The organism is Oceanobacter sp. 4_MG-2023, from assembly GCF_030689165.1.
In the GTDB taxonomy this organism is placed as follows: domain Bacteria; phylum Pseudomonadota; class Gammaproteobacteria; order Pseudomonadales; family Oceanobacteraceae; genus Oceanobacter.
This window is the reverse complement of sequence record NZ_JAUYVV010000021.1, coordinates 33,672-53,140: the sequence shown is the minus strand read 5'-3', so window position 1 is coordinate 53,140 and position 19,469 is coordinate 33,672. Positions and strand designations below refer to the sequence as shown.

The window sequence follows — 19,469 nt, the reverse complement described above, 5'->3', positions numbered from 1 at the left end:
TTTTAGCAATAGCAGGAGGCAGCATGGCTGCGCGCAAGTCACCCAAAGACCAACCTTCATCACCTGCCGCGCCATCGCGAGGCTGGCTGTTCTGGGTCGGGCGTTCGCTCTTGCTGTTACTGGTGTTGTTGATCTTGCTGGTACCCGTCATTCGTTTTGCCGGGCCTGGACTGGCGATTGCCTGGTTACAACAATGGTATGCCGAGCAGGGTGAAGGTTATCAGCTGACGTTGAATGATTGGCAGCTGGCCCTGATTCGTGGCGAGCTGACGCTGACCGGAGTGACGTTGCAGCATCCGGGAGCCGGTGATGGGGAAACCCGCATAGATCAAGTCGCGCTGGATATTGATACCGGTCAGGTGCAAAACAAACTGATCGAGATTACCCGTTTGCAGCTCGATGGCTTGCGATTGGCGGCAACCCGTCAGGGAGATCAGCTGCTGGTTGCTGGATTATCCTTGCCTCTGACAACCTCCGGGGCGGCACCTGCCGAAGTACAGCCAACTGACAGTGAAGCCACCCCCTGGGCAGTTCGGCTGGAGCATATCAGCCTGAATGACTGGCAGCTGGGCTGGCAGCAGGATGGCTTGCAGACCCAACTGGGCATCCGTTCTGTTGATGTTCGTGGGTTCGACAGCCGTCACGATGACGATATCGAGTTAACCTTGGCCTTGTCGCTTAATACTTTATCGGCCAACCAACAATTCTTGCACAGCCTGTCGCCAGAACTGGATCTGCCCACGATGATTCCGGGCCTGGCGGCGGATACACCACAAACCCTGACGCTGGATCAGCCTGTTGTACTCTCATGGCAAGGCCGCCTGACCCACTGGCATACCCAGCCAGGGGTGCGGGGTGACCTGGTGATTGAACCCTTATCGCTGACGCTACTGGATGCGACCCGGGTTGGTTTTGAGCGCCTGACGCTGCAGGAAATCGTTGCGGATGCCGAACAACAACAGTTGGGGTTATTCCAGCTGGATGGTGTGCAGGTGCAGGAGCGAGTGGCAGACAGTACTGAGCCGGGCAGTAGTGAGCCGGATGAAAAGGCAGCTGCGGCGGTGACCTTGTTTTCCCTTGATCGTTATCAGGCGACTCAATTGGCTTTTGATGGGATTACCCTGTCGGCAGGGCAACAGCTGATCGACGGAATATGGCTGGATGGCCGTTATAACGATGGCCGTCTCGCGGGTTTGCCACTGCAGCTGTCTGATACTGATACTGCGGCGAGCAATGATGATCCTGTCGATGAGGCAGCATCGGACGCTGTGCCGGCAGCAGAAGCTCCCGCTACAAGTGTCCAGCCACACAGTGCCAGTCCGAGCCAGAGCAGCCGTCAGTTTGAAGTGCTGTTGGCTGGTATTACGGTCAGTAATGTGGATTTGCGTTGGCAGCAACCTGGTATCCAGACCCGGATAACGGCCGATAATATGACGGTAGGTCTGGTCAACAGTGCTGAAAACCTGCCTGTCGAGTTGGCCGGGGCATTACAGATAGCGGCGTTACGTCTGACTCAGCCGCAGGCCGTGACACTGAACCAACCATTGGTTGTCAGCTGGCAGGGATCAATCAACGACTGGCGGCGTGATCCGGAATTGACCGGTGACCTGACGTTGAAACACCTTGATGTGATTGCCGGGCATCAGCCTCCCGTGGCGTTGGAGCAACTGTACCTGAAAGGCATCCGTGCGGATCGTGCTACGCAATCGTTGCAACAGCTGGTGATGAATGGATTGGTGGTACAGCTGCCTGACAGTGCCAATGCCATTGCCAAAAAACAGGGCGTTTTATTCAGCCTGGGGCGGTATGAGATACCGTCGATTCTATTTGACGGGCAGACGTTGAGTACCGGCGTACATCGCTTTGCCGATCTGCGGGCCAACCTGACCCGACTGGAAAACGGGTTGATCGCCGGGGTGCCATCAACAGAATCGGTGGCATCCAAAGCTGGTGGTGCAATGGACGCCGAGCTGTCTGACAGTGGCTCTGCAGCAGCGGCCGAGGAGGCCGGACTGATTGTTCATATTGACGGTATCATCATGGCAGATTCAAGCACAGGAGCGACCGCCGCCAGCCAGATCCAATGGTACGACCTGGCGGTGGCACCAGCTCACAAAAGTATACTGACGCTGACGGCTGTCAGTGTTGGCGAGCTGGATTCTGCCGCCTTGCTGCATGAAACGGGTAAGCCAGTACCGGTCTCGATAGCCGCCAGTCTGGATGACTACAATACGATTGAATTTACAGCAAAGGCCGGATTGCGACAAAGTTTGCCGGAAGGTTCCTTTACACTCAAGGTGCGGCAGTTGAACTTGCCTCCTTTCAGTCCGTACGTGGTACAGGCGATGGGATATAACGTTCAGAAAGGCATGATGAAACTGGACAGCAATATCAATATCGTTAATGGCCAAATGCAGGGCAAGGCGCTGCTGGTATTGCAAAACAGCCGTTTTGAACCAGAAGACCAGGATACGATTGATCGGGTCAGCAAACAGATAGCCATGCCGGTAGAAACGGCACTGTCGGTATTAAAAGACGATAATAATAACCTGAGAATAGATGTACCGCTGTCGGGAGCTGTCAATGACCCCGATATTGGTATTCAGGATATTATTCAACAAGTCACTAAAAAAGCAGTACGCACGGCTACTTTATTTTATTTGAAGCAGGCATTTCAGCCGTATGGTGCACTGATCAGCATTGCTTCTCTGGCTGGTGATCAGCTGTTTGCCATCCGGCTTGAACCATTGACCTTTACTGAGCAAAACAGTGTTCTCAGTTCGGAACATCAGGCCTATCTCGATAAGGTAGCGACAACCATGACGAGCAAGACAGAACTGGAATTGCAGGTTTGTCCGGTGGTCAGTGAGGCAGAAGCCAAGACTCTGGGAGAAGACTGGCCAGTACTGGCGGCTGCCAGAGGAAATGCGGTCAAGGCGTATTTGTCCCAGCGCCAGGACGATAAAAAACAGTTGTTGGGAGAACGAGTGTCTGTTTGTTCTCCTGCGCGAGGGGATTTGCCCGAGGTTGCGTTGGGATTCTGATCGCAGCCAGACAAAACTTGACAGTTTAAATCGTGCAGAAGAAGCAAAACGCATATTTTGCTCTCGACACCCTGAAGCAAGCGGATTACTTTATTCGTTATTGTTAATAGTGAGATTAATATCAAGTTCTGACTGTCGGTCAGTGATATTATAAACGCTTCTATGAAGCACCACAGGAAGGCGCAATAATATTGCACCAAGTTGGATCCAGAAGAGGTTGCTAATGTACTCTGAAACTGATTCCCGTTCCCCAAAGGCTGCTCAGATTAGCGACACGCTGAAGCAGTTTATTAGCCAGTCATCATCTCGTGGGTCAGCCAAGGCAGCTGCCGTTATGACCCGAGAAGGCATGATGATGGGTGCCGCCCTCGATAAGGATACCAATGAGGATATTTTTGCCGCAATGAATGCATCGCTGTTGATGCTGGCTCAGAAGGCAACGGACGAAATGAGTATTGGAGACTTCCGCCAAATGGTGGTTCTGGGAAGTGCAGGCATTATGCATCTGACCGAACTGGGTGATGGCGTAGTACTGGCAGTAGCGACCGGCGCAGGTTCTAACCTGGGTCGTGTGATGCTGGATACGCGGCAGATTTCTGTGCGCTTGCGTAGCTGCCTGGATAGTCCCACTTCGGTTCAATATGCATCCTAGGCAGTATGGAGATCATTTATGAGTGCAGTGATAGAACAACGGGCGCAACCAGCCGACCTGGAAGAAAGTGTTTACCGGCTGGTAAAGAAAGCAGTGCAGTTTGGAAAGAACGTTCAGATCCTTTTCCATACTGATGACTACCTGTGCTCTACTGATCGCTATCTGGTTATTTTGGGTGAGTCAGGTAAATTCCTGATTCATAACATCGAGTTTGATGAAGTGCTAACGGCTTCACAGGATGATTACCGTGCGCGTGGTTTGAAATCCGTGGCACTCACCACTCAGGTGGAAGAGAACGGTCGTGATATCCGTGAATTCTATTGGCAGGCGGCGTTTCAGGCGTCGGGTGGTCGATTGCTGGATGGTTGCCGTGAGGACGATGTGATTCAACTGCGTCAGTGGCCGAACTTCACCCGTTTGTATACCAGTCCGAATATCTACCGGATTTCATCCTTGCTCAGTGCACGTCCTACCACTCTGGATGTGGCTGCCAAGCTATTGTCGGTATCCAAGGAAGAGCTGTATCAGTTTTATAGCGCGGCACTGTATAGCGGTTACGCTGAAGTACTGAATCGCGCTGTAGTGTCTGAAATTGAGCTCAAGCCACATCCTTATGTCAGGATCGTAAAAATGCTGCTGGGCCGCTTTGGTGGCCATCCAGCCTGATTTCTGTCTGACGGCCAAGCCCGAAAAACAGAGAATGACACATAAAAAAACCGGTTCTGTCACCAGAACCGGTTTTTTTATGTGTGTCGATCACAGGGTCATCAACAGCAGTAACAGAAGCAAAACTTCCGGTTATCCGCTCAAGTGAGCTGATAACCGGAGTCATGATCATTTGTCGACTGTTATTCCTGGATCGGCTTGACGACGTACAGCAAGTCACCCTGATTCACCTGTTGGCCATCGGAGTTCATGATACGGGTAACCTTGAACTTCTGATTGGCCGGGTACAGGTCAGCGCCAGCGCGGTTGAACTGTTTCAGGCTCAGAGGGGTAAACATTTTCATGGCTTCCATCAGGCAGAGCGTGTGCTCAACGTCGATGATATCGCCTTCCTTGACGAAGGCCGGTTCGCTGGGCGAAGACGAGCCATAAAAGATGCTGGTGGTGGGCGACAGTACTTTCAGTTCATCCGAGCCTTCGATCTTCAGGGCAGAGGCGTCGACGGCATTGGCTGAGAGGTCCGCTTCTTTGTCCACGTCGGCGATCAGTTCATCCAGATCGATGCGATCGAGGAATTTCGGCAGATAACCGGTATCGTAAATCCCATTGCGGAATACCTCATCATCCAGAACGCGTTTGGCCGTCGGGATGTTGGTGCATACGCCAGTGATCTTGACGCGATCCAGGTATTCACGCAGCTTGGCAATGGTGTCGTCCCGGTCTTCGCCATAACAGATAATCTGCACGATCATGCTGTCGTAGAAGGGGGATACCTGTTTGCCAGCAGCTGCCATGGAAATCAGGTCGATATAATCTTCCTTAGGCAAGACGCATTGCTGAATGGTGCCCGGGGTTGGAACGAACTGCAGCTCTTCACCCTTGAATACCGGTTTCTCAGCATTGATACGTACTTCAATGGCATAACCTTTGGAGACCGGTTTCAGGTCGGCAATGGATTCACCTTCAGCGATCTTGAACTGGGTGGAAACAATGTCGATGCCAGATACCCATTCGGTCACGGGATGCTCAACCTGCAAGCGGGTGTTCATTTCCATGAAGTAAATGGTGTCGGCGTCGAGGTCGAATATAAATTCAACCGTACCGGCACCGACATAATCGACAGCATCGGCCAGCTTGGCAGCAAAGTCGTAAGCAGCTTGTTCCAGTTCGCGCGGTAACATGGTGGAGCCAGATTCTTCAAAAATCTTCTGGTTGTTCCGTTGTACCGAGCAGTCACGCAGACCGAGAATCTTGGTATTGCCATGCATGTCGCGCAGCACCTGGATTTCGATATGGCGCAGGGAGGTGACAAATTTTTCCAGATACACGTCACCGTTACCAAAAGCGGCTTTGGCTTCAGTAGAAATCTGGTGGAACAGGGTATGCATCTTGTCGGCTGAATGAACAACCTGAATACCTTTACCACCACCGCCGTGTACGGCTTTTAACAGCACCGGATAACCAATTTCATCTGCTACCGCCGCCGCATTGGCTGAGCTGGTCAGAATGCCATGAGATCCAGGTACTACCGGTACCTGTACCCGCATGGCGGTATTGATGGCGTTGGATTTGTTACCCATGGTTTCCATTGAGGAAACGGCCGGGCCAACAAAGTTGATGTCGTGGTTACCACACAGGGCAGCAAACTGGCTGCTCTCTGAAAGGAAGCCGATCCCTGGGTGCAACGCCGTCACATTTTCGTGGTGCGCTACCCGCAGTACGGATTTGGCGTTCAGATAGGATTCGTCCGGGGTGTTACCACCGATACACACAACGCGATCTTCAGGCCCCAGCATATCGACCGGTACTGATTCCATATCCGGGTCAGACTGTACCAGAACGACCTTGATATCATTTTCCTGTGCCTTGCGGATCAGTTTGACTGCGGTACAGCCACGGGCATGAATCAGGACTTTATCGATTTTGCCAAATTTCTTGGTGGCGGTAGAGCCTTTGCCGGTGTCAGGTGTCAGGCGTTCGGCACTGACATAACCCTGTAATACACGCTCCAGTACATCATTAACAGAGTGACGAGCCACTGGCATATCCGGATCAATGGCCCGGAGCTGGTCATCCAGGGTGTCAAAGAACGGGTGACGTACCAGACCGTCCATGGATTGGGGTGACACGGACAGGTAGTTGGACAGGGTGCAGGTGCTTGGCAAGTAAGAGGGCACAACAATCTGGCCAGCAAATGGCATATTGGTGCCGGAGAAGTAATACGTTTGCGCCAATGGATGGGTGACAAAGCTGGCTTGTGCTCCACCGGTACAGTCGCCAAAGCCGAACACCACCAGTGGTAATTCGTTGTCACGAACAAAGCGGGTAATTCGATCGTTGGTCACTGCCATGGAGAACAGTGCTGCAGCGCCTTCCTTGGTTTGCATGCCACCGGAAGAGACAAAGCAGACGATGGGTAAATGCAGCTTGGCGCATTCGACCATCAGTTTGCAGAATTTCTCGGCGGCCGCCATATCAAAGGCACCGGCCTGGAAGTCCAGGTTGGATACCAGAGCGCCCACTTGCTGTTCGCGCTCGCCAATATGAATGGTGCCAATACCGGTAATCACACCGCAAGGTTGGATATCTTTTTTCAGCGCTGTTTCGATTGAGCTGCGGAAACCCGGGAATGATGTCGGGTCGGCGGACATCAGGCTGCTGTTGAGCTCCTGGAAGTCGCTGAAAAAGCGCTCGATCAATGCGTTGGGCGAGGTTTTTTTCTGGCGTTTGGTATCGTCCAGAACCTGCTGGATCAGCAAGTCATGGTAGGCCATGGTCAAGCGGTTCCAGAAGTCTTTACGACGACCAATGGAAACCGGGTTGATACGGCCACTGTAGGCTTTGCCTTCCTGGTCTGTTGCGTGGTACTCGGGCAACAGTTTCTCGAAGATAAAGGTAATGACTACAAACAAGGTGTCAGACAGGCGTGGGAAGGCCAGTTTTTTCCACTCTTCAACGGACTTGAGGAAGGGACCGCGTTGGCTGCTCTTGATAAAGTAGCTCAGCCAGTGGGTAAAGGATTCCCGTTCCTGTTCGGTATAGGTGTCTCCGACCGTGGCTTCGGCCAGGGATTTTTCCAGCAGGGCCTTGAGCGATTCCAGTGACAGGGCACGGGCTTCGTTGGCTTCCTTGGCAACGTTCACCAGGTTGTTGATGAAGTTGTCATACAGTTGACCAAACACCAGCATGTTCTTGCAGACTTGTGTGAACTCGTAACGCAGTTCGTCATGCAAGATGGCATCCAGAATGGTGATATCAGGATGTTGTGGGTTCTGGATGTTTTCCTGGCGAAACTGGATGTAAGGCGCCAGAGATTCTTCCAGAATGCGGCGGTTGGCTTCTACCCGAGCGCTGCTTATGTCATTGGCAAGGGCATCGGTCCGGCTGGAAAGCTTTAACTCGGTGCGCACGCTTTCCGGGATCAAGACACCCTGCAGGATAATATTCAGGGCAGAGGCAATGGATTGCTTCAGGGCACCTTTGGATTTTTCCTTTTTCAGGCCTTCGGTCAGTTCCTGATGCACATCGTGCGGTAACTGTTCGCGAATATAGCTTGCCAGCGGGTGGGGATTGTTCTCGATAAAATGTGCAACGGCCTGAGTGTCGAGAACGTCATCAGCACGGATCAGGAAGCGGCTTTGTTTGTAATCCTCGAGGTAATCCAGCAGCCCCTGGAAGTTGACCGGGGCATCGGATTTCCAGCGATTGAACAGGTACAGGCCAAGCTTGAAGCACAGTTCCTGCTTGGATTTCAGGTAATTGTTTTTCGGCTCACCGAGGAACAGACGGACAATCGTCGAGCGGCTCTCGTCACGATCTTCGTATTTGCTCCAGAAGGATTTCCAGCTTTTATGCAGGGCATCGTCATAGACGATTTTTTCCGGTGCCTGTAGCCAGTTCTGGAATTTGCGTTTGGCTTCTGCAGCTTGACGCTGTTGCAGTTGGCCTTCGGGAATCTCTTTTTCTGCCAGACGGCCGTAGTTTTCAACGGTGCTGGAGTGAATGCGGCGGCGCAAGGTCAGGTAACGGGTGTAGCGGTACGTCAGACCAAACACGTTGATGTGTTCGGTTGGTGTTTCAGCAAGAAAGAAGTTGGCGTCTTTTTGCAGTTTTTGCAGGTTGTCGGATGGCGTCAGGAAGCGGTCTACCGACTGCTTGTAATGATCCATCATATACGGGTGATTTTTGGCAAATTCAGCCGCATTGCTTTCGATCGATTGAACGCCGGTCACAATGGCCTGGTGCAGGTTAAAGCGTTTTTCGTCTGCATCGGACGGGGCGTAGTCAATAATGCCATCAATAATGCCGGCTTTGCGCAACTCATAGCCGGAGACACCGACGTATTTGGCGCATTCTTGCCAGGACAGGTTGTACTTGCGAGCAATGCTGGCCAGACCCTGAGGCTGAATGGTGTTAAAAATACCATCACGGATGGTCAGCAAAATGTTGGTGGTTGCCAATGGAATGGCACCACCAGAATAACCGGCCCCCCAGATAATGCCTAATGTGGGCACATCCTTGTTGGCCATTTCGGTGATCAGGTGAGAGATGCTGTGCGCCTGGTTGCCAGCGTTGGCTTGTTCTCCGGCATCGGCTCCCGGGGTGTCAATAAAAGTGACAATCGGCATGGCGCGCTGGGCATAGGAGCGTGCCAGCTGGGCGGCCCGGTTGTGATGGGACGGTCCCCAGGAACCATTGCTGTGTTCACGGTTTTGACAGATAAAACCGACGCGGCGAATTTTGCCGTTAAAGTCCATATCGGCTTCTGTGGCGTACAATGGACCGTCGTCTACTTCAGTAATAACACGCAGAATCAGATGACCAACCACTGATTTGGCACCGGGGCGCTGGTTGCTTTCGCTGGGAGTAACAACCTGCTCGATATATTCATCGATGTTCAGTGTACTCAGGCGAGCCAGCTCGGTTTTGCAATGCTTTGGATCGACCAGCCCTTTGACGCTATGGTCAACGGCGTTGTCCTCATATTCAGGGAAGAGAGAGGAATCTGCCGCAAGTTGTTCAGCGATTTGAAACAGCTGGTCTATTTCTTTAGGTTTGTTTTGTTCAGACATGGTTGATCAATTCCGTAATATGCCGATCATCGGGCTGAGCTGGCAGGGTACTTACCAGACCAAACAAGCCCGAAACTACGGTCGGACATAGTTCGAGCGCAGAGACGGGCTGTTAAATGCGAATACGGGAGCAACTGCGCTGGTGCCTTGCTCCCAGATCAGGCTCAGAGAGCCTTGAATATCAACGCCGCGTTGGTGCCGCCAAAACCAAAACTGTTGGACATCACAGTTTTTAATTCGGCGTCACGGTTGTCGCGAACGATCGGATAATCACTGGCCCCTTCATCGAGTTCAGAGATATTGGCACTGCCAGTGATAAATCCGTGTTTCATCATCAAGATAGAATAAATAGCTTCTTGTGCGCCAGCAGCACCCAGAGAGTGGCCAGTCAGGGATTTGGTGGAGCTGATAGGAGGAACCTGGCCATCAAAGGCCAGACCAACGGCTTTCAGTTCAGTGATATCACCTGCCGGTGTGCTGGTGCCGTGGGTGTTCAGGTAATCGATGGTTGGGTTGCCAGCCATTTGCAGGGCATCTTTCATGCAACGAACAGCACCTTCACCGGATGGGGCGACCATATCGGCACCATCGGATGTAGCGGAGTAGCCAATCAGTTCAGCGTAGATTGTTGCACCACGAGCAACGGCATGCTCGTACTCTTCCAGAACGACCATGGCACCACCACCGGCGATAACAAAACCGTCACGGGTGCTGTCATAGGCACGGGAAGCGCTTTCCGGTGTGTCGTTGTACTTGCTCGACAACGCACCCATGGCATCAAACTGCATGGAGAGTGACCAATGCTCCTCTTCACCACCACCGGCAAAAACGATGTCCTGTTTGCCCCATTGAATCAGTTCCATACCGTGACCAATACAATGTGAACTGGTGGCACAGGCCGACGTCATGGAGTAATTCACGCCCTTGATGCTGAATGGCGTGGCCAGGTTAGCCGATACTGTAGAGCCCATGGTGCGGGTGACGCGGTAAGGGCCAACCTTACGGATACCCTTGGTGCGCAGGATATCGACAGACTCAACTGTATCGCTGGTGGATGCACCGCCGGAACCGGCAACCAGGCCGGTGCGGGGATTGCTCACCATCTCTTCACTCAGGCCCGCATCTTCAATGGCTTCTTTCAGTGAAAGATAGGAATAAGCCGCAGAATCACCCATAAAACGGAAGAGTTTACGGTCGATGTGTTCCGAGAGGTTGATTTGGGGGCGGCCGGCAACATGGCTGCGCATCCCCTGCTCAGCATATTCCGGAATAAAACGGATGCCGGAGCGCTGCTCACGCAATGATGCCAGCACCTCGTCCTTGTTGTTTCCGAGGCAACCAACAATACCAATACCTGTAACTACCACTCGACGCATAACCAGATCTCTGAACAGTTTATTGTTTGTGCTTTGACGTGCCAGTGTACGACAAACACGTTGAATTATTGTTTCAAAAAGAAGTAATGAACCGTCTAAAGGCCCAATTTCCATGAAATTGGCGGTTACTATATAGCAGACGGCAAAAATGGATAAAGAAAAATATCCTTAACTGAGAATCGGTAATCAAATGTCAGAGCCGATTGCCGGCTGACAATGTCGCCAGCCCAGTCGTGTTGATCTCAATCAAGGGATGATGGTGTTTTGGCTTGCCGCACCCTGGGCCACCAGAATTTTGCGGCGGCAGTCGAGAGCGTGACAAGCGCCATCACCGTCGCCAAGAGCCGGGTATCGGGGTAGCGGCTGTCAAAAAAGGGCATATAGACGGCTGCAATGGTTAATAATGCCGCCGAGCTAAACAAGACCGCCGGGCGACGCAACCAGGCAGATGCTTGCACCAGCCAGGCAGACAAGCAAGCCATCAGAATTCCGCAGGCTGACCCCACCAGTACATCGAGTGGCCAGTGGGCACCAACGGCGATACGGCTGGCCGCTGCCAGCAGGGCAAGAGTAAGCAGAGGCATTAGCCCGCGCGGTGGCACAGCCAGAATTACCAGGGTCCAGGCGCCCAGTGCGGTAAACGAATGGCCAGAAGGGAAGCTGTGATGGCGCAATACCGGGCCAATAATCTGAAAACTGTCGGATACCAGTACCGCCGCAGGGCGGGCGGCATCAAACAAGGCTTTGCCGCCGTGCACAAACAGAGTGCCGAGTATCAATAACAACAGGCTGGGGGCGAACAGGGCCGGGCGGAAGCTGGCGACCAGCAACAACAATGACATGGCAAAGACCGTATCGGCGGTGAAGGTCAGATTTGCCCACAAGGCATTGGGGAGCAGGCCAGCATCCTGATTCAGCATCAGAAACAGGGCCGCATTGGTGCCGGTTAAAGCGACCACCAGAGCGAACAGCAATAACAGAGCGGCTGCTACCAGTAATGGCAGCAGATGACGGCGCGCTAGTGGCAAACAGGTATCAGTCATCAAGGGTCTCTGTTGCTGGAGGCGGTGTTTGTTGGGTTGCCGCTGCCGGGTCATGAGTGGAGATCGGCTCGGCTGCCTCGCCTGCGGTGTTATCCGGCCGGCGAATAATAACGATGGGGCCAGACTGGAACAGCAGCTGGTAATCATCGATTTTCTGGACGCGGTCGATCCGGCCAAAACCGATCTCACCGGGCTCCAGTGACCGGCGTGGTGTTACCCGGTCGAGATAGACGTTAAAACTGGGGGTATCAATTGACTGGGTGACCACATCAAGGCCCAGCTGGCGCACAAACATCGCTGCGTCATGAATAGGGCGTTGTTGTGCTTCACTGAAGGCCGGAGCGAATACATACCAGACAAACAGGGTCTGCAGTGCTCCAGTAACCAACAGACCGTGCCAGATAGGCAGACGCTTCCAGAGTATGGCCAGGAGTGAGAGCAGGCCAAACACCGCTGCAATAATGGCAAAATCCTGATTGACGTAGAGAGCGGCACGTTCCGCCGTTTCGATTTCGATCGGATTGGTCAATCCAGCCTTGATCGAAGGGATCAGTAAGGGAAAAGCCGCCATCAGCGCAAAAAACAGCAAGGGCAGTATGGCGACCAGCCAACGGCGACGCAGTTGAAAGCGATAACGGGCCATCAATAACACCAGCGGCGTGCAGCCATACAATATGTAGTGGGGTAATTTGGTGCTGGCAAGGCTGAACAGGATCAGGACAAACAAGAACCAGATCCATAAGAACCGGTTGAGCGGCTCCCGCGTAACACTTGTGATGCTGGGCAGCATACGCAGCAGCAGCGGCCCAAAAGGAGCCAGCACAAAAGGCAATACCAGTGGGTAAAACAACAAGCCACCATCATGACCTTCCATGGCATTGTTAAAGCGATTGACGTTGTGTTTAAAGAAAAAACCGTCAATAAACGCCTGCCCTTGAGCCAGGTATTCGGCGATGTACCAGGGTGCCGCAATGACCAGAAACAGCAGCCAGCCCGGTACAAAAAACAGTGCTTTCAGCAGGGCAGTACGCTGGCCACTCCAGAGATAAAAAATCACACTGACCACCAGGGGAATCGCGACGGCGACCGGCCCCTTGGTAAGTACACCCAGTGCCATCAGGGCATAGATACCGTAAAGCACCTGCCGGGTACCGGGGGATTCAGGCTGCACCAGACTGAGTTGGCTGTGGTGATACATCAGCAGCAACGTAGCGGTGAGAATCAGGTTGAGTAACGCATCCGCCGTGGCCACGTGGGAGATCATATTGATGCCGAGGGCGCTGGCACAGATGATGGCAGCGGCGATGCCGGTATCGCGGCTGATATAACGACGCGCAAAGGCAAACACCGACAAAGACCAGCCAATCCCTGCCAGCACAGAAGGCAAGCGGAAAGCCCAGACCTCCGTGCCAAACAGGGATATCGAGATGGCTTGCAGCCAGTAAATCAGGATCGGTTTGTCGAACCGTACCCGGTCGTTCAACCAGGTCGTGATAAAATCGCCACGCTCAAACATGCCGCGAGTGGCTTCACTGAAAGCGCCTTCGTCATGATCAAACAGCAAATAGCCACCCAGATTAAGGGAAAAAAATCCGATCAGCACGGGCAGCAACCACAGCGGCAACGCTGTGGGGAGTGGTATTTTCATCGCAATCAGCCCTGACTGCTGACGTCGTTATCTGAATTGGCTTCAGGAGTGGATGCTTCAACAATAACCTGGCCGGGAGCTGCCCAGCAGGCTTCCTTGTCGTCGGAAGCGCCATCGCGATTATAGATAATATACTGATGCTGCTGCCGCTGTGATGACTCAAAGTAGGTACGTGAAATGAGCTCAGACATGACGCCGGTGGTAAGGAATTGCAGCGCCGCGATAACACAGACCACCGCGATCAGAAAAAGAGGGCGGCTACCAATATCTTCACCAAAGCCGAACTTGATCACTGCCAGATACATTAATAACAACGTACCAATCGATCCCATGCCCAAACCGATCATGCCAAAAAAGTGGCCTGGACGGGCGCGATAGCGCATAAAAAAGTAAACCGACAACAAATCGAGAATCACCCGGAAAGTACGGGAAATGCCGTATTTGGAGGTACCTGCGGTGCGGGCATTATGGGTAACAACAATTTCACCGATCCGGCTGGGGGGCACAACCGCAGCGACCCAAGCAGGGATAAAGCGGTGCATTTCACCGTACAGGCGTACTTGCTTGATAATGGCAGCCCGATAGACTTTCAGTGAGCAGCCATAGTCATTAATCCGTACACCGGTAATCTTGCCGATCAGGCGGTTGGCGATGCGAGACGGAATTTTGCGCATCACCAGGTCGTCCTTGCGATTTTTACGCCAGCCGGTGAGCAGGTCGAGGTCTTTTTCGATCAGGTGATCAATCATGCGGGGAATATCGGCGGGATCATTTTGCAGGTCACCATCCAGCGTGGCGATCATCTCACCTCGAGCCTCGTCGATGCCCGCCTGCATGGCAGCTGTTTGGCCAAAGTTACGGCGTAATTCAATGACCCGGACATGAGGACCGTATTGTTCCGCTTCGCGGTGCAGTGCCTGGGGGGTGCCATCGTTACTGCCATCATCCACCACCAGTAGTTCCCAGTAACCCTGATAGCTGATCAGGGCTTCATGTACCCGGGCAACCATGGGGCCGACATTGTCAATTTCGTTGTACATGGGAATAACGATGGACAAGGACGGCTTGCTACAATCTATCACGGGGTTACCACTCTGCAGACTTTAAAAGTCCGCGGATGATACCCAAAAGCGCCGAGTGATAAAACGAGGCAACCGTTGCATAGATGCAATTAATCTTTCAACACCTGGATACCTAGGTATTTGTACTGCTGTGCCGATTGCCCAAGCGGCTGGTGGCCAAGGTGATTATGGCGGTCAGCAGCAGGGTGCAACCGAGTACAAAGAGATGCAGGTTAACAGCCGCGGCCAGGACTGCTGCGGTGTCCAGTTGCCAGGGCAACAATCCGGCGACAATACCTGCTTCGTAAGTCCCTGCACCTGCGACACCATGAATCGGCAGAATACTGCTGAGCTCTCCGGTACTGGCACCGACCCAGGATTGCCCAAAACTGAGTGTAATAAATTGTTGCAACACCCAAGCGTAAATTGCCAGCTTTAGTACCCAGTTGACCAGCGTCCATAACAAGGCACGAATAAACGGCCAGGGCGACGAAGGCAGGGCCTGCATCAGGTCAGCGAGTTTGTTGGCAACGGAACCCGGGTGACTGGCTAACAGCTGACGGATACGATTCTGTACCGGTAAAACCAATAACGGTAAAACCAGCAAGCCAGCTTGCCACAGCCAGACATGTGCGGGATCAACGGAGATCGGGTTGCCGGGCAGATCACTCAAGGTCCAGACCGCCAGTGCCAGCAAGACATAAAGATCCAGCAGTCGTAGCCATAACAGCGCAGGCAAGCTATGGCGTACCGGGCAGCTGAAATGGGTTTTCATCAGCATCGGGAATGCCGCCTCACCGCTGCGCATGGGCAACAGATTGTTAAAAAAGTTATGTAATACGGTAATGCGGGTCAGCCGCCACCAGTGGCCGTGGCAGTATGAATTAAAAAAGTCGTAGAAGCGGAATGCCCGCAGCAAATAGCTGACCAGCATCAGGGTGACTGCAACGGCCAGCTCTGCCGCCGATATACGTTGCCAGCTGGCCAGTACTGCGATCCAGCCATAACTACGTTCAACCACAACGGCAAAGACCAGCAGAATGGCGAGGCTTATCCAGAATTTCCACGATCTGAGCAGCATGTAATGACGGTTCCTGTGAGCAAGGCGGGTGAGGTTTGCCGGGGCAGCGATACTTGCGCTGCCGGTAGGGCTTGTCAAGAAAGGCGTGTCCGGGGAGCAGCAAAATTTGCATCCTGGGCAGGCAGGCGGTACTTTCCGCGCAACTGTGTAGTTGGGTGCTGTTGTGAAAATTCTGCTGATTAAAACCTCATCATTGGGGGATGTCTTTCATACCTTGCCTGCCTTGGAAGATGCTCGCCGGGCCTTGCCTGGTTTATCGGTCGACTGGGTGGTCGAGGAGGCTTTTGCAGATATTCCTGCCTGGCATCCGGTGGTCGACAAGGTTATTCCGGTGGCCTGGCGGCGTTGGCGCAAGCAGCCGCTGGCAGCGCATAACCGGGCGGAAATGCGCGCGTTTTACCAGCAAATGAAATCAACCCGGTACGATCTTGTGATGGATGCCCAGGGATTGATTAAAAGTGCGCTGATTACTCGACTGGCGTGTGGTCGCAAAGTAGGGTTGGATCGTCACAGCGCCCGGGAACCTCTGGCAGCACGAGCGTATGACCAGACTCTGTCTGTGGCGCGAGGGGAACATGCCATCCATCGCTTGCGGCGCTTGTTTGCGATGGCACTGGGCTACGATGAAACACAGTACCCCTTCAGCTATGGGGTGGATCGCCATCGCTGGCAGGCTCCGGACATAGAGGCCAGTTATTGGCTGTTTTTGCACGGCACAACCTGGGTTACCAAATTGTGGCCGGAGGATTATTGGCGTCAGCTGGCAACGGATGTGGTTGCCAGTGGCCGCCAGGTGGTATTGCCTTGGGGTAATGAAGAAGAACATCAGCGGGCAATGGTCATCGCTGATGGGGTGGAGGGTGTCAGTGTACTACCTCGAATGGGATTGGACTCCTTGACTGCCTATCTGGCTCATGCTGAAGCCATTGTGGGAGTGGATACCGGCTTGAGCCATGTGGCCGCCGCTCTGGAAATTCCGGCAGTGGCTATTTATGGTGCTACCGATGCTTCCCTGACCGGGGCCCTGGGGCCTGCCATGACGGTATTAAAAAGTGATTACTCATGCGCCCCCTGTTTGTCAAAACGCTGCCTTCACCCGGGAAGCGGCGATATTCAGCCGCCGTGTTATCAGCAGATAACTCCTGCAGCAGTGATGCAAGCAGTACTGGCAAGGATGTGAAGGGGGTGACGACGGCCTGTGGTTGCCTCAATGGGCATCATGGCAAGTATCGATTGGCGTCTGTATGGCTTTTTGTGGCATCGTTATTTTTTACCAGAATATGTCAGCCGGAGGGCTACCATGACAGCGCAAACCATAGAAATTGCTGATCTGTATTTGTATCCGGTCAAATCCTGTGCCGGCTATCGGGTTGATCGTCTGACCTTTGATCATCAAGGGCCGGTAGGAGATCGTCGCTATATGATTGTTGACCCGGAAGGTGAGTTTTTGACTCAGCGCCGGTTGCCTGTGATGGCGAGTATCCAGACCCGGTTGCAGCAAGGTGTGCTGACTCTGGGGATGGATGGAATGGAAGACCTGGTGGTTGACCCTCCCGGTGCCAGTAGTCGGCAGCTGACCGTTTCTGTCTGGTCGGACAAGGCGGAAGCACTGGATTGCGGAGATCTGGCGGCCAACTGGCTGACGGAAGTATTGGGCAAACCGGCACGACTGGTGTTTATGCCGCCCGAGAGTCATCGTCAGGTCGACCGGGAGTGTGCCAGCGTCGGACAGTGGGTTGGTTTTGCTGATGGTTTCCCTTTGTTGGTGACCTGTGAGGAGTCCTTGGCGACCTTGAGTCAAAGTGCTGGGCTGGACATCGATATGCTGCGCTTTCGGCCCAATGTGGTGGTACGGGGTGGGGAGGCATTTGCAGAGCAGCAATGGCGGGCTTTGACTCATGATGAAGGGCAGTTGTTACTGGTCAAGCCCTGTGAACGTTGTGTGATACCGACTCGAGACCTTCTGACCCAACAGCGCCAGCCTGACGTTGTGGCGGCTTTGAAGCAGCATTGCCTGATTGATCGACGCTTGATATTTGGACAAAACGCGCTGGTTGAGCGGATTAAGGTGTTGGCGGTAGGGGATTCACTGGCTGTCGTGGTGGCCTGATGGTGTAGTGTTTGGCAACTTTGTCCGTCGTTGCGGGTGAGCACTGAGCTGACGAGGGTGAAATTTGCGACTTTAGTGTCATCAGTACGATGGATGAAAGGTGAAATACGATGAGCCTGCCGGGAAGTTTCTTCTGGATATCTGTTTTTTCTCGCTATGTTATATAGCCATTGGTCGGCTTTACTTTTGTCTGGCTGATATAAAAAGTATTAAAGCCGGTCTGTTGATATGGCCAGTCAGTGGTGCTCATATACGACCAAGATCTATAAAGAAAATATCAATTATTGAAAATTCTTATTGAATCAATAGGTGTTTTTATTAATGAGAGTGCTGATTCTGGTGTAGGGAAAACGATTATATGAGAAGTTTGTTTGCATAAAAAAAGCCGCTATTAAGCGGCTTTTTTTATTGCTATGAAAATCAGGCTGGGTAATCCCGACGCTGATGTCCAGTGTATAGCTGACGCGGACGACCAATACGGTAGTCGCTGCTGATCATTTCATTCCAGTGGGCAATCCAGCCCGGCGTACGGCCAGTGGCAAAGATAACCGTGAACAGTTCGGTTGGAATGCCGATTGCCTTGAGGATGATGCCAGAGTAGAAATCGACGTTTGGATACAGGCCACGTTTGATGAAGTATTCATCTTCGGTAGCGATTTTTTCCAGTTTCATGGCGATTTTCAGCATTGGATCATCTTCCATGCCGAGTTCTGCCAATACTTCGTCGCAGGTTTGTTTCATCACCTTGGCGCGAGGATCGAAGTTTTTGTATACGCGGTGACCAAAGCCCATCAGGCGGAAAGGATCTTCCTTGTCTTTGGCACGTGCAATAAACTTGTCGATGTTGGATTCATCACCAATCTCGGCCAGCATGTGCAGTACTGCTTCGTTGGCGCCGCCGTGTGCCGGGCCCCAAAGTGCCGCAATACCGGCAGCAATACAGGCAAACGGGTTGGCACCGGTAGAGCCGGCCAGGCGTACAGTCGAAGTGGAAGCGTTTTGTTCATGATCGGCATGGAGCAGGAAGATGCGGTCCATGGCCTTGGCCAGGATTGGGCTGATTTCCCGATCTTCGCATGGTGTATTGAACATCATGTGAAGGAAGTTTTCGGAATAGCTCAGATCATTGCGCGGATACATGAATGGCTGGCCGATGGAATATTTGTAAACCATAGCTGCCAAAGTTGGCATTTTCGCAATCAGGCGATGCGCGGAAATGACGCGGTGCTTGTCATCATGAATATCAAGTGAGTCGTGATAGAACGCAGACAGGGCGCTCACTACGCCACACATGATGGCCATGGGGTGGGCATCGCGGCGAAAACCGTTAAAGAAATGGCTCAGCTGCTCATGAACCATGGTGTGGTTCTTGATTGTGCTGACGAAGGTTTCTTTTTCGGCTGGTGATGGCAGTTCGCCGTGCAGCAACAGGTAGCAGGTTTCCAGGTAATCGGATTTCTCTGCCAGTTGCTCAATAGGGTAGCCGCGGTGCAGTAAAACACCGGCATCACCATCAATATAGGTAATCTTGGATTCTGTGGCTGCTGTGGATACGAAACCAGGGTCGTAAGTAAACAGGCCTTTGCCAGTCAGGCTACGAACGTCAACAACATCCGGCCCCAAGGTTCCTTCATATACAGGTAATTCCAGGGATTCTTTAATGCCATCGACCGTTAGTATTGCTTTTTTGTCAGCCATGGATAGGCCTCCTGCTGT

The 19,469-nt window shown here is 52.8% G+C and carries 12 protein-coding genes; 5 read left to right on the top strand and 7 right to left on the bottom strand.

All coding sequences use genetic code 11. From position 1 onward, the window contains the following. Window positions 1–23 precede the first annotated feature (23 nt). The 3 genes from Q8W24_RS13535 to Q8W24_RS13525 all read left to right on the top strand — a co-directional run bounded on the left by Q8W24_RS13535 (window position 24) and on the right by Q8W24_RS13525 (window position 4,362). Complete coding sequence (locus Q8W24_RS13535; RefSeq protein WP_305475616.1) at window positions 24–3,044, top strand: DUF748 domain-containing protein; 3,021 nt, start codon at window positions 24–26, stop codon at window positions 3,042–3,044. 223 nt (window positions 3,045–3,267) lie between these two features. Further along, window positions 3,268–3,696 carry a roadblock/LC7 domain-containing protein gene (locus tag Q8W24_RS13530; RefSeq protein WP_305475615.1) on the top strand — a complete coding sequence of 143 codons (429 nt, stop codon included), beginning with the start codon at window positions 3,268–3,270 and terminating at the stop codon, window positions 3,694–3,696. 18 nt (window positions 3,697–3,714) lie between these two features. Next, window positions 3,715–4,362: a hypothetical protein gene (locus Q8W24_RS13525; protein WP_303434787.1), complete on the top strand. Its 648-nt coding sequence runs from the start codon at window positions 3,715–3,717 to the stop codon at window positions 4,360–4,362. A gap of 182 nt (window positions 4,363–4,544) precedes the next feature. Here Q8W24_RS13525 and Q8W24_RS13520 read toward each other — a convergent pair whose 3' ends face one another. The 6 genes from Q8W24_RS13520 to Q8W24_RS13495 form a co-directional block, all read right to left on the bottom strand. Then, entirely contained in the window at window positions 4,545–9,434 is a 4,890-nt protein-coding gene (locus tag Q8W24_RS13520; protein WP_303434522.1) for a biotin carboxylase N-terminal domain-containing protein, read from the bottom strand. Between the two features lie 164 nt (window positions 9,435–9,598). Then, the gene (fabB, locus tag Q8W24_RS13515; protein ID WP_303434523.1) at window positions 9,599–10,810 is read right to left on the bottom strand and encodes a beta-ketoacyl-ACP synthase I; all 1,212 of its coding nucleotides are present in this window, start codon (window positions 10,808–10,810) and stop codon (window positions 9,599–9,601) included. A gap of 242 nt (window positions 10,811–11,052) precedes the next feature. Beyond that, window positions 11,053–11,853, bottom strand: a complete 801-nt coding sequence (locus Q8W24_RS13510) for a phosphatase PAP2 family protein (protein WP_305475614.1) — start codon at window positions 11,851–11,853, stop codon at window positions 11,053–11,055. Next, window positions 11,846–13,501 carry a glycosyltransferase family 39 protein gene (locus tag Q8W24_RS13505; protein WP_305475613.1) on the bottom strand — a complete coding sequence of 552 codons (1,656 nt, stop codon included), beginning with the start codon at window positions 13,499–13,501 and terminating at the stop codon, window positions 11,846–11,848. The genes Q8W24_RS13510 and Q8W24_RS13505 overlap by 8 nt, the downstream gene beginning before the upstream one ends. 5 nt (window positions 13,502–13,506) lie before the next feature. After that, window positions 13,507–14,583 (bottom strand): glycosyltransferase family 2 protein, encoded by a 1,077-nt coding sequence (locus Q8W24_RS13500; protein WP_303434526.1) that lies wholly within the window; start codon window positions 14,581–14,583, stop codon window positions 13,507–13,509. Window positions 14,584–14,695: 112 nt separating this feature from the next. Next, complete coding sequence (locus Q8W24_RS13495; RefSeq protein WP_305452416.1) at window positions 14,696–15,643, bottom strand: lysylphosphatidylglycerol synthase domain-containing protein; 948 nt, start codon at window positions 15,641–15,643, stop codon at window positions 14,696–14,698. Window positions 15,644–15,806: 163 nt separating this feature from the next. On the opposite strand from Q8W24_RS13495, the gene waaC reads away from it, so the two are divergent. Both waaC and Q8W24_RS13485 read left to right on the top strand, forming a co-directional pair. Next, window positions 15,807–16,823, top strand: a complete 1,017-nt coding sequence (gene waaC / locus Q8W24_RS13490; protein ID WP_305475612.1) for a lipopolysaccharide heptosyltransferase I — start codon at window positions 15,807–15,809, stop codon at window positions 16,821–16,823. Window positions 16,824–16,943: 120 nt separating this feature from the next. After that, complete coding sequence (locus tag Q8W24_RS13485) at window positions 16,944–17,753, top strand: MOSC domain-containing protein (protein ID WP_305475611.1); 810 nt, start codon at window positions 16,944–16,946, stop codon at window positions 17,751–17,753. Window positions 17,754–18,173: 420 nt separating this feature from the next. Here Q8W24_RS13485 and gltA read toward each other — a convergent pair whose 3' ends face one another. After that, window positions 18,174–19,451 (bottom strand): citrate synthase, encoded by a 1,278-nt coding sequence (gltA, locus tag Q8W24_RS13480; protein WP_303434530.1) that lies wholly within the window; start codon window positions 19,449–19,451, stop codon window positions 18,174–18,176. Between the last annotated feature and the right edge of the window lie 18 nt (window positions 19,452–19,469).